Here is an 11,118-nt window from a genome sequence, read left to right on the forward strand (position 1 = left end):
CCTGATGCCGCTACCGCCGCCACTGCCCGCCGCACCGCGTTCGCAATTCGTGACGGTGCTGGCGTGGCTGTCGCTGGCGATGGCCGTGCTTGGCATCGCCAGTGGCCTGCTGCAGGCGCTGGCGTGGCTGGTGACGCCGTCCGGGCCGACGCCGATGGCGTTGCTGCAGGGCATGGCGCCGCAGATCCAGTTGCCGCCGCTGCTGGAGTGGAGCCTGCGCCACAGCCAGGCATTGCTGCTGGCCTCGTTGCTGTCCAGCGTGATCACGGCCTGGGTTTCGTGGCGGCTGCTGCAGCGGCGGGACTGGGCGCGGCGGGCGTTCATCGCCCTGCTGCTGGCCGGCGCGGCGATGGCCGTCGCCGGTGCGGTCGCCTTCGCCGGCATGATGGCCTGGGCCAGGCAGTTGTCGGGGCTGGATCCGGCCAGCATCGATCCGGCCATCGCAACCCTGCAGTCAGCCCTGAGCATCACCCTCTATGCCGGCGTCGCGATGATCTGCGTGCTGCACCTGTATCTGTGCTGGAAGCTGTGCACGCCGGCGATCCGTGCCGAGTTCGAGCGCTGATCGCCCAGCGCTGATTGCCTTGCCAGCGCGTGCGGGTGCGCGCCCCAGGCTGGCCGCGACTACCGCCGGCCACCGATAATGCCCGATTGATCACAATCAATGCACCATCAAGGGGCAGGGGTAGACTAGCGATATGAGAGAGATCAGTCACGTCCGCGACTATCTGACCGGCCTGCAGGACCGTATCTGCGAGGCCATCGAACACGCCGACGGCAGCGCCCGCTTCAGTGAAGACGTCTGGCAGCGCGCCGAAGGTGGTGGTGGCCGGACCCGGGTGCTGCGCGAGGGCGCGGTGTTCGAACAGGCCGGGATTGGCTTTTCCGACGTGCGCGGCACCCAGCTGCCGCCATCGGCGTCGGTGCATCGGCCCGAACTGGCCGGCGCGCAGTGGCGGGCGATGGGCGTCTCGCTGGTGTTCCATCCACGCAATCCGTATCTGCCGACGACACATGCCAACGTCCGCCACTTCCGCGCCGAGCGCGATGGTCAGCCGGTGGCATGGTGGTTTGGCGGCGGTTTCGATCTGACCCCGTTCTATCCGTTCGACGAAGACGTGCGCCACTGGCACCAGGTCGCCCGTGATCTATGCGAACCGTTTGGCGGCCAGGTCCGCTACGACGCGCACAAGCGCTGGTGCGACGAGTATTTTTTCCTCAAGCACCGCAATGAAACCCGCGGCGTCGGCGGTCTGTTCTTTGATGATCTGGGTAATGACTTCGACCAGGATTTTGCCTATATGCGCGCCGTTGGCGACGGCTTCCTGGATGCCTATCTGCCGCTGGTCGAGCGCCGCAAGCAGACGCCGCACGGCCAGCGCGAACGCGATTTCCAGCTGTACCGCCGTGGTCGTTATGTCGAATTCAATCTGGTCTACGACCGTGGCACCCTGTTTGGACTGCAGAGTGGTGGCCGCGCCGAATCGATCCTGATGAGCCTGCCACCGCTGGTGCGCTGGGAATATGGCTTCGTCCCCGAACCCGGCAGCGCCGAGCAGGCGCTGGCCGATTACCTGAAACCGCGTGACTGGTTGACGGCTTGACCTGACACGCTGGCCAGCGGCAAGGATGTCGCGGCCAAGGCGATGCGTTTTGTCGCTCCCGCCCCCGCAAGGGGGCTAGCCGCCGGGAGCGGCGAAAAACCTGACATGGACGTCGCACAGGGATGTGCTGAAAGCGCTGGAATCCATCGGATGGATTCCAGCGTTTTTTTATGTCGTCGCCCGGTTTGCGCTTCGCGGGTGGTCGCGGATCAGGGTGAAACCGGTGCCAGTTGCGGCTGTGCGACTTCTTCCCAGCTGCTGTCCGGATCGAAGGTGGTCATCGCCTTGGCGATTTTCTCGCTGTCGGCACCCAGATCCTTCTGGAACACCTGGCCATCGTGGCTGATCATGAAACTCATGATGCCGCTGTCGCCGTACTGTGCCGGCCAGGCGACCAGGGCAAAGCCGCGGCTCATGTCCTCGCCCAGCAGATAGCTGTAGGCGCCGCCCGGTGCCGACGGGCCCTGGCCATCGAGGATATGGAAGCGGTAGCCATGCCAGTCGGCCCCCGGCGTGGCATCGGCGTACAGCGGTCCGAGCGGGCTGATGTCGTCGCCCTGATCCGGCCAGTACAAACCATCATGGGTGCCATCGCTGCTGAGGATGTGCTGGGCGTATTCGAGCACGCCGTCATCGTCGTGATCGCGCTCGGCATATTCCATCTGCGCATCGTGGTAAGCCAGCACCGACTGCAGGGTCAGCAGTTCGTTGTCGCCAATCCGGCGGGCGCGGATTTCATCGGCCCCGGCCTTGGGGTCGAAATGCCAGCCATCGGCGCTCTTCGACAGCGGCACCGGCAGGGTCCAGTTGCCCTCGCCGACCACCAGGTGCGCCTGATCGCCATCCATCTGGATGCTGTGGCGGGTGCGATAGGCGCTGAGGAAATAATCAACATCCTTGCGGGCGATGCCCTCGGTCGGCACGTAGTCAGCCCATTGCGGGCCAAGCAGGGCCTTCATCTGCGCGGCATCGGCCTTGTCGGTGCCCAGCGCGGTGACCAGTGCCTGGCCGGCTTCCTCGGGGGTCGGGTAGGCCTGCTGGGCCAACAGCCAGGGCGAGGCCAGCAGCGTGGAAGTCATCAACAGCGCGCGCGCCAGTGAATGCAAGCGTGGTTTCATCGTGCAACTCCTTGTTTGTTTGCCATGGCTGCTCAAATAGGCGCGCTGGCGACCAGCGCGCTGGCGGGCTGCAGGTTCAACGACGGCGTCCACCGCCACCGGAACGCTGCGGCGGATGGGCCGGGCGACTGACCTGCCTGGCCGGCGGACGCGAAGCCGGCGGCTTGCGCGCGGCGGCCTGGCTGGCATGCCCGCGACTGGCCTGCGCATGGGTGGCATTCGGTCGACTGGCACCCTGGAAGGCATTGTTCTTGGGCGCGGTGTGTTGCGGCGCCGCCTGCTTGCGCACCTGGCTGCGGGCCTGGCTGTTGGCTTGGCTGCTGCGGTTGCTCTTGGCCCGGTTTGCCGCCTGCGAAGCCTTGGGACTGGTCCTGGCCTTGCTCGCCGCAGTCTGGGCTTTCTGGCGTGCCTGCGGGTTGCTGGAGGCTTTCTGGGCCGCCGACTGGGCCCGCTGGCGCGCGTCATTGTTGCCACCGCCGGTGCGGTTGGCGGCTACGTCACGGGCGTGGTCACGGGCATCGCCGCTGCCAGCGGTGCGGTTGGCGGCCACCTCGCGTGCATGTTCGCGGGCATCACCGCCACCGGCAGCGGTACGACCGGCGGCGGCATCGCGGGCGCGGTCACGGGCGTCACCGGCGGGTACGCCACCGCTGCGGTTGGCTTCGCGGGCGCTGTTGAGTGCATCGCGATTGCTGGTGGCGGCATTGAGCCCACGGCTGTCCATCGAACTGCGCGCCTTGGCCCGGGCTTCGGCGCGCTGCGGATCGTCGCCACGGAAGGCTTCACGACCGCGCTCACCCTCCAGGTTGCGGCCATACTGCTGGCGGCTGTTGCGATCACGGTAGGGCACGCCATCACGGTTGACCGCGTTGTGGCTCCAGTTGGACTGGTTGATGTCGCGGCGATTGTTGACGTTGATGTTGTTGTAGCGGTTGACGTCAATGTCGACGTAGTTGTGGCCGCCGTATCCGTAGTCGTGATAGCCCCAGTGCGGCTCGCCCCACAGCGAATCAACCACCGCCACGCCGACACCGAACGCCATCCCGGTCAGCAGCGCGTCGCCAACCGGGTAGTAGCGCGGCGGTGGCGGGTAATACGCTGGTGGATAGGACGGATAGGGCCAGCTGCCATAAGCGGTGGTCGGGTTGTAGCTGGGCACGTAGACGGTCTGTGGATCGCTGGGCTGGATCACGATGACCTGTTCACTGGCCGGCGCCTGTTCGACCACGGTGGTCTGGGTGCCGCTGGTGGCGGCAGGGGGCGGATCGGTTGCCACCGTCTGCTCGCTGACGTTCTGGTATTCGTTGGAACTCAGGGTGCCGGCTGACTGCGCCTGCCGGCGCAGACGCTGGACCGCGTCCATCACTTCATCGGGCTGGGCCAGGAAGGCATCACCCAGGCGGGTCACCCAGGCCGGGTCCTGCTCGAGGGTGGCCAAAGCCTGCGGGAACGCCACCAGCGACTGCACGCTGGGATCCCAGGGCTGCTCGGCAACCTGCTTGACCGCCGCGTCGCCGGTGGCATCAGGATGTGCCGCCGACCATTTGGCGGCGTCGGCGACATCGCCCGGATAGGTTGATGCCATCAATACCTGGGCCAGCAACGGGTCCGGATACAGCGCGATGGGCGCGACCATCTGGTCGAGCTCTTCCTGGCTGAATACGCGGTCGGGTGCGTTGGCCGGCGGCTGCGCGGTGTCGGCAGCTGTGGTGGCGGGCGTGGCAGGCGCCGGCGTGGCGGCCGGCGTCGTCGATTCATCACGCGAGCATCCCACCAGCAGCACCAGGGCCGTGGCGAGGGCGTAGCGACGGGGATGGCGCATCTGCTTCGTCTCCTACGAAATGGACCAGGGTCGTGGCAGCCAGTTTCGATGGCGGCTGGCTGACGTCCGGTGTTCCTTGATCACATCCGGTGATGCCCTGTTCGGTCACCTTCAGTGCACCGGGCGATGTGAGTATACGCCGAGTCATGTTTTCGGCCAGTGACCGCCGCGGGGCTGGCGATGAGGGCGGAAATGGGTCGCACGCTGCCCCCCATGAATGGGAAAACGGCCAATAAAAAGCCCCGCAGACCAGGGGGAGGTCGGCGGGGCCAGAGGAACGGAACCTGGGGAGGGGTTGCCGTTCCAGAGATCACTCCAGGGGATGGGAGAGATCCAGCGACAGACCTTGCATCTGTCGCGACCTATATGACCACTTTCCACATGGATGGTTCGTGAAGATTATGGTTAAGAATCCGTAATATTTATTGACGATTCACCTGTATTAATCGTCGGCTTTTTGACGGATATATACGCAAGTCTAATTCACTTTTTTCAACTCGCTGTTCCACATCATTTTTTTCGCGACGACAGCGTCAGTGTGCCTGATCCCAGTTGTCACCAACGCCGGTATCCACCACCAGCGGAACGTTGAGTTGCGCAGCCGAAGACATGCGTTGCACCACTTCGGCGACCAGTACATCGACGAAATCCTGATCCGCCTCGAACACCAGTTCGTCGTGTACCTGCATGATCATCAACGCACGGTCGCGGTGAGCGGCCAGCCAGCCGTCAACATCGATCATCGCCCGCTTGATGATGTCGGCGGCGGTGCCCTGCATCGGCGCGTTGATCGCCGCACGCTCGGCGCCGGCCTTCTGGCCGGCAGTGCCCTTGTGGATGTATTCCAGATACAGGCGGCGGCCGAACACGGTTTCCACATAGCCCTGCTCGCGCGCCTGCTGGCGGGTCCGCTCCATGAAATCGCGTACCCCCGGATAGCGGCTGAAGTACAGGGCGATGTAGTCCTGCGCCTCGCCCCGGCCGATGCCGAGCTGGCGGGCCAGGCCGAAGGCGCTCATGCCGTACATCAGGCCGAAATTGATCGCCTTGGCTGCGCGCCGTTCGTTGCCGCTGACCTGGTCGATGGACTTGCCGAACACCTCGGCCGCGGTCGCCTTGTGCACGTCGGCGCCGGACTCGAACGCGCGCACCAGCCCGGGGTCGTCGGACAGGTGGGCCATGATCCGCAATTCGATCTGCGAATAGTCGCAGGCGATCAGCTTGCGGCCGGGCGGCGCCACGAAGGCCTGGCGGATGCGACGGCCGTCGTCGGTGCGGATCGGGATGTTCTGCAGGTTGGGGTCCGATGAAGACAGCCGTCCGGTCGCCGCGCCGGCCTGGTGGTAGCTGGTGTGGACGCGGCCGGTGTCCGGATTGATCATTTCCGGCAGCTTGTCGGTATAGGTGCTGCGCAGCTTGGCCAGGCCGCGGTATTCCAGGATCACCCGTGGCAGCTCGTGCTGGTCGGCGATCGCTTCCAGTGCTTCTTCGTTGGTCGAAGGCTGGCCCTTCGGGGTCTTGACCAGGGCCGGCAGGCCGAGCTCGTCGAACAGCAGCGCCTGCAGCTGCTTGAGCGAATCCAGGTTGAAGCTGCGCCCGGCCAGCTCGGTCGCTTTCTGCTGCGCGGCCAGCATGCGCTTGGACAGATCGGCGCTCTGCCGACGCAGTTCATCCATGTCGATGCGCACGCCATTGCCTTCGATCCGCCGCAGTACCTGCACCAGCGGCATTTCGATGCTGCGGTACACATTCTCCAGCGCCGGTTGCGAGGCCAGCTGCGCCGACAGCACCCGGTACAGGCGCAGGGTGATATCAGCATCCTCGGCGGCATAGCGGGTGGCGTCATCCAGCGCCACGTGCGAGAACGGTATCTGCTTGGCACCCTTGCCGGCGACATCGGCGTACTTGATGGTGTCGTAGCCCAGGTAGCGCTTGGCCAGCGAGTCCATGTCATGGCGGCTGGCGGTGGAATTGAGGACGAAGCTCTGCAGCATGGTGTCGTCGTCGTATCCCTGCACGTCGATGCCGTGGCGACCGAGCACATGCAGATCGTACTTGCCATGCTGGCCCAGCTTGCGGCGCTGCGGATCCTCCAGCACCGGCTTGAGCGCGGCCAGGGTCGCGGCCATCTCCAGCTGTGGCGGCGCGCCCGGATAGTCGTGCGCCAACGGGATGTACACCGCTTCGCCCGGATGCACGCAGAAGCTCAGGCCGACCAGATTGGCCTGCAGCGGGTCCAGCGAATCGGTTTCGGTATCGAAGGCGAACTGCCCGGCGCCCTGCAATTCATCCAGCAAGGCCTGCAGTTGCGACGATGTCAGCACGGCCTTGTACTGGCCAGGCGAAGCCAGCGCCGAATCCGGCGCCGGGGTGCTGACGGCGGACTTGCCTGCCGCCGCCGCGGCCGGCTCGCCAGTGACGGCGTCCAGCTCCTTCAATGCCTGGTTGAAGCCGTAGCGCGCATACAGACCGCGCAGGCTGTCGGCATCGCGCTCGCGCAGGGCCAGCGTGTCGGGGCCAGCGTCCAGGGCCACGTCGGTCTTGATGGTCACCAGCTGCCGGTTCAGCGGCAGCCGCGACATCGCCGCGCGGAAATGTTCGCCGGCCTTGCCCTTGATGGCGTCGGCGTTGGCGCAGATGCCATCCAGGCTGTCGTGTTCGACCAGCCACTTGGCGGTGGTCTTGGGGCCCCACTTCTCGACTCCGGGCACGTTGTCGACGCTGTCGCCCATGATCGCCAGGTAATCAATGATCTGGTCCGGGCGCACGCCGAACTTGGCGATGACCGCCTCGTCCGAGTCCAGCCGGCTGCCGCTCATGGTATTGACCAGCGCGATGCCGGGCCGCACCAGCTGGGCGAAATCCTTGTCGCTGGTGGAAATGGTGACCTCCATGCCAGCCTCGGCGGCCTGCAGTGCCAGCGTGCCGATCACGTCATCAGCCTCGACCCCGGGCACCCGCAGCAGCGGGAAGCCCAGCGCCTGCACAATCGCGATCATCGGATCGATCTGGGCACGCAGGTCCTCGGGCATCGGTGGCCGGTTGGCCTTGTATTCCGGATACAGCTCGTCGCGGAAGGTAGGGCCGCTGGCGTCGAGCACGAAGGCCACGCAATCGGGCTGCTCCTTCAGCGTCGCCCGCAGCATGTTGACCACGCCGAACAGCGCGCCGGTCGGCTCGCCATCGGCATTGGTCAGCGGCGGCAACGCATGGAATGCGCGGAACAGATAGCTGGAACCGTCAATCAGGACAAGTCGTTTCATGCCCCAATTCTACGCCGGCCACGACGGTCGCCGTCACGGCAGATTGCCCGCGCATGCCGCATAATCAGCCACCGGCCTATCTGGAGAATGCCCATGTGGCTCCCATCCCCGCGCGCATCGGCAATCGCCCTCGCCCTGCTGCTGAGCGCCTGCGCCAGTACCGATCAGGCGGTCGCCCCCGACATCGACCTGGCCGATGCCCAGGTGGCGGTGAAGACCGAGAAGAATGGTGACGTGATCGAGGAATACCGGGTCGGCGGCCAGTTGCGGATGGTCAAGGTGACCCCGGCCATCGGCGCTGCCTATTACCTGTATGACGAAAACGGCGACGGCCGCCTGGACAAGAGCAAGGATGGCGACGTGTCGCCGGTGTACTGGAAGATCTACGGCTGGTAACGCGTTGTCGCGCGGCCAGTGCCGGACTCAGCCCAGCTGCAGGTTGGCATAGGCCAGCACCAGCCACTTGCTGCCATCGTTGTCGAAATTGATCTGCACGCGGGCGTGGGCGCCGCTGCCCTCGTAATCAGTGACCACGCCACTGCCGAACTTGGCGTGGGTGACGCTCTGGCCGAGCTTGATCGCCGGCACTTCGATGCTGGCGTGGCCCAGGTCCTGGCGCGGCCGCGGGCTGTAGCTGGCCACCCGTGATACCTGGACCTTGGGCCGCACTTCGTGCAACAGGCCCGATGGCACCTCGCGCAGGAACCGCGACGGAATCCCGTACATGTCCTGGCCATGCAGGCGGCGTGCTTCGGCATAGCTGATCACCAGCTTCTGCCGCGCGCGGGTGATGCCGACATAGGCCAGCCGGCGCTCTTCTTCCAGCCGCCCGCTCTCGTCCAGCGACTTGTTGCTGGGAAACAGCCCTTCTTCCAGCCCGGCCAGGAACACCAGCGGGAATTCCAGCCCCTTGGCCGAATGCAGGGTCATCAACTGCACGCCCTCCTCACCGGCCTGGGCCTGGCCTTCACCAGCCTCCAGCGCGGCGTAAGCGAGGAACGCGACCAGCTCGCTCATTTCCTGCTCGTCGTCCTGGTTCAGCTCGTCTTCGATGCGACGGACGAAGCGCGATGCCACCGAGACCAGTTCGTCGAGGTTGTCGGTGCGCGAATCCAGCTGGCCCTTGCTTTCCTTGTCGTAGTGATCACGCAGGCCCGAGCGCATCAGCGCGTGGTCGATCTTGTCCTTCAGATCCAGCTCGAGGGTTTCTTCGCCCAAGGTATCGATCAGGGTAAGGAAGCCAGCCAGCGCGTTGCGCGCGCGCCCGGCGAGTTCGCCGCCGTTGCTGAGCAGGCGCGCCGCGTCCCATAGCGATATCGCGTCCTGGCGGGCGCGGCGGCGCACTTCGTCCATGGTCCGATCGCCAATGCCGCGGGTCGGCGTGTTGACCGCGCGCTCGAATGCCGCGTCATCGTTGCGGTTGGCAATCAGCCGCAGATAGGCCAGGGTGTCCTTGATTTCAGCCCGCTCGAAGAAGCGCATGCCACCGTAGACGCGGTACGGCACTTGTTCGGACAGCAGCGCTTCTTCAAACGCCCGCGACTGGGCGTTGCTGCGGTAGAGGATGGCCGCATCGCTGATGCTGCCGCCATCGCGTACCCATTGGCGGATGCGTTCGACGACGAAGCGCGCCTCGTCGATTTCGTTATAGGCCGCGTACAGGTCGATCGGGTCGCCGTCGCCGGTATCGGTCCACAACTGTTTGCCGATGCGGCCGGGGTTGTGGGCGATCACGCCGTTGGCGGCGTTGAGGATGTTGGCGCTGGAACGGTAGTTCTGCTCCAGGCGGATGGTCCTGGCGCCGGGGAAATCCTTGAGGAAACGCTGCACGTTCTCGACCTTGGCGCCGCGCCAGCCATAAATCGCCTGGTCATCGTCGCCGACCACGAACACCCGCCCGCTATCGCCGGCCAGCACCCGCACGAAGGCGTACTGGATGGCGTTGGTGTCCTGGAACTCATCGATCAGCAGTTCCTGGAAACGGGCGCGGTAGTGCGCCAGCAGCGCACTGTTGTCGCGCAGCAGCTCGTGCGCGCGCAGCAGCAGTTCGGCGAAGTCGACCAGGCCGGCCCGATCACAACGCTCCTGGTACAGCACATAGGCCCTACGCAGGGTTTCCATCCAGGCATCGTCGCCGGGTTGGATGTTCTCGGCGCGCCGGCCTTCGTCCTTCTGCGCGTTGATCCACCAGGCAATCTGCCGTGGCGGGAAGCGTGCCTCGTCCAGTTCCAGTTGCTGCACCACCCGCTTGACCAGGCGGATCTGGTCATCGCTGTCGAGCACCTGGAAGGCTTCCGGCAGCCGGGCTTCGTGCCAGTGCAGGCGCAGCAGCCGATGGGCCAGGCCGTGGAAGGTGCCGATCCACATGCCACGGCTGCCATTGCGCAGCTGCGCGTCGGTGCGCGCGCGCATTTCGCCGGCGGCCTTGTTGGTGAAGGTCACCGCCAGGATGCCGTGGCTGGGCACGCCATGGACCTCGTTGAGCCAGGCGATGCGGTGGGTCAGTACCCGGGTCTTGCCGGAGCCGGCGCCGGCCAGGACCAGATAGTGGCCGGGCGGGGCGGACACGGCTTCGCGCTGCGCGGGGTTCAGATCATCGAGTAAGTGAGAGACATCCACCGCGCCATTTTACCCTGTCCGCCGCCTCAGCCGCTGAGACGGCACCGCGTTCAATGGGCCTTGGGCCTGGCCGCGACCTGCGACATCAGCTTGTCGGTATAGGCGATGCCGATCGCCGACAGGATGAACACGCAGTGGATGATGGTCTGCCACATCACTCCGGCGGTGGTGTAGTCCGAGCCATCGGTGCCCAGCGCATTGATGGCGATGAAGGTCTTGAGCAGGTGAATCGAGGAAATGCCGATGATCGCCATCGCCAGCTTGACCTTGAGCACGCTGGCGTTGACGTGGCTCAGCCACTCCGGCTGGTCGGGATGGCCTTTCAGGTTGAGGCGCGAGACGAAGGTTTCGTAGCCGCCGACGATGACCATCACCAGCAGGTTGGAAATCATCACCACGTCGATCAGGCCCAGCACCATCAGCATGATCTGCTGCTCGCCCCATTCGGCGGCATGGCTGATGAGGTGCCAGAGCTCCTTCATGAACAGCACCACGTACACGCCCTGGGCCACGATCAAGCCCAGGTACAACGGCAGCTGCAGCCAGCGCGAGGCGAAGATCAGGGTCGGCAGATAGCCAAGACGGGGCTGCGGCGTGTCGGACATGTGGTCGTCATCACAAAATGCGGGATGCGGCAGGGTACCGGCCGCGCCGGCCGCTGCCAAGCGCCCATCCAGCCCGGCGTGGCACTC

The 11,118-nt window shown here is 65.5% G+C and carries 8 protein-coding genes; 3 read left to right on the forward strand and 5 right to left on the reverse strand.

Annotated elements, in window-relative coordinates; all coding sequences use genetic code 11:
* The first annotated feature begins 4 nt into the window (after positions 1-4).
* Both ABB29_RS00245 and hemF read left to right on the forward strand, forming a co-directional pair.
* Entirely contained in the window at positions 5-565 is a 561-nt protein-coding gene (locus tag ABB29_RS00245) for a hypothetical protein (protein WP_057656604.1), read from the forward strand.
* A 133-nt stretch (positions 566-698) separates the two neighbouring features.
* Positions 699-1,604 (forward strand): oxygen-dependent coproporphyrinogen oxidase, encoded by a 906-nt coding sequence (gene hemF / locus ABB29_RS00250; protein ID WP_057656605.1) that lies wholly within the window; start codon positions 699-701, stop codon positions 1,602-1,604.
* 209 nt (positions 1,605-1,813) lie between these two features.
* Here hemF and ABB29_RS00255 read toward each other — a convergent pair whose 3' ends face one another.
* The 3 genes from ABB29_RS00255 to polA form a co-directional block, all read right to left on the reverse strand.
* Complete coding sequence (locus ABB29_RS00255) at positions 1,814-2,722, reverse strand: DUF2950 domain-containing protein (RefSeq protein ID WP_057656606.1); 909 nt, start codon at positions 2,720-2,722, stop codon at positions 1,814-1,816.
* 76 nt (positions 2,723-2,798) lie between these two features.
* On the reverse strand, positions 2,799-4,544 hold the full coding sequence (locus ABB29_RS00260) for a DUF3300 domain-containing protein (RefSeq protein ID WP_057656607.1): 1,746 nt from the start codon (positions 4,542-4,544) through the stop codon (positions 2,799-2,801).
* 533 nt (positions 4,545-5,077) lie between these two features.
* On the reverse strand, positions 5,078-7,807 hold the full coding sequence (polA, locus tag ABB29_RS00265) for a DNA polymerase I (protein WP_057656608.1): 2,730 nt from the start codon (positions 7,805-7,807) through the stop codon (positions 5,078-5,080).
* 93 nt (positions 7,808-7,900) lie between these two features.
* Here polA and ABB29_RS00270 point away from each other — a divergent pair, with 93 nt between their 5' ends.
* Positions 7,901-8,203 (forward strand): DUF2782 domain-containing protein, encoded by a 303-nt coding sequence (locus ABB29_RS00270; RefSeq protein ID WP_057656609.1) that lies wholly within the window; start codon positions 7,901-7,903, stop codon positions 8,201-8,203.
* Positions 8,204-8,230: 27 nt separating this feature from the next.
* On the opposite strand, the gene uvrD is transcribed toward ABB29_RS00270, so the two are convergent.
* Together uvrD and ABB29_RS00280 are read right to left on the reverse strand one after the other, a co-directional pair.
* Positions 8,231-10,426, reverse strand: a complete 2,196-nt coding sequence (gene uvrD, locus ABB29_RS00275; RefSeq protein ID WP_057656610.1) for a DNA helicase II — start codon at positions 10,424-10,426, stop codon at positions 8,231-8,233.
* 50 nt (positions 10,427-10,476) lie between these two features.
* Positions 10,477-11,031 (reverse strand): TIGR00645 family protein, encoded by a 555-nt coding sequence (locus tag ABB29_RS00280; protein WP_057656789.1) that lies wholly within the window; start codon positions 11,029-11,031, stop codon positions 10,477-10,479.
* Positions 11,032-11,118 lie beyond the last annotated feature (87 nt).

The organism is Pseudoxanthomonas dokdonensis (assembly GCF_001431405.1).
GTDB lineage: Bacteria > Pseudomonadota > Gammaproteobacteria > Xanthomonadales > Xanthomonadaceae > Pseudoxanthomonas_A > Pseudoxanthomonas_A dokdonensis.

Bases quoted from the DNA above. Each gene is read 5' to 3' on its own strand.
- ABB29_RS00245 (WP_057656604.1), top strand. From the start codon at position 5: ATGCCGCTACCGCCGCCACTGCCCGCCGCACCGCGTTCGCAATTCGTG.
- hemF (WP_057656605.1), top strand. From the start codon at position 699: ATGAGAGAGATCAGTCACGTCCGCGACTATCTGACCGGCCTGCAGGAC.
- ABB29_RS00255 (WP_057656606.1), bottom strand. From the start codon at position 2,722: ATGAAACCACGCTTGCATTCACTGGCGCGCGCGCTGTTGATGACTTCC.
- ABB29_RS00260 (WP_057656607.1), bottom strand. From the start codon at position 4,544: ATGCGCCATCCCCGTCGCTACGCCCTCGCCACGGCCCTGGTGCTGCTG.
- polA (WP_057656608.1), bottom strand. From the start codon at position 7,807: ATGAAACGACTTGTCCTGATTGACGGTTCCAGCTATCTGTTCCGCGCA.
- ABB29_RS00270 (WP_057656609.1), top strand. From the start codon at position 7,901: ATGTGGCTCCCATCCCCGCGCGCATCGGCAATCGCCCTCGCCCTGCTG.
- ABB29_RS00280 (WP_057656789.1), bottom strand. From the start codon at position 11,031: ATGTCCGACACGCCGCAGCCCCGTCTTGGCTATCTGCCGACCCTGATC.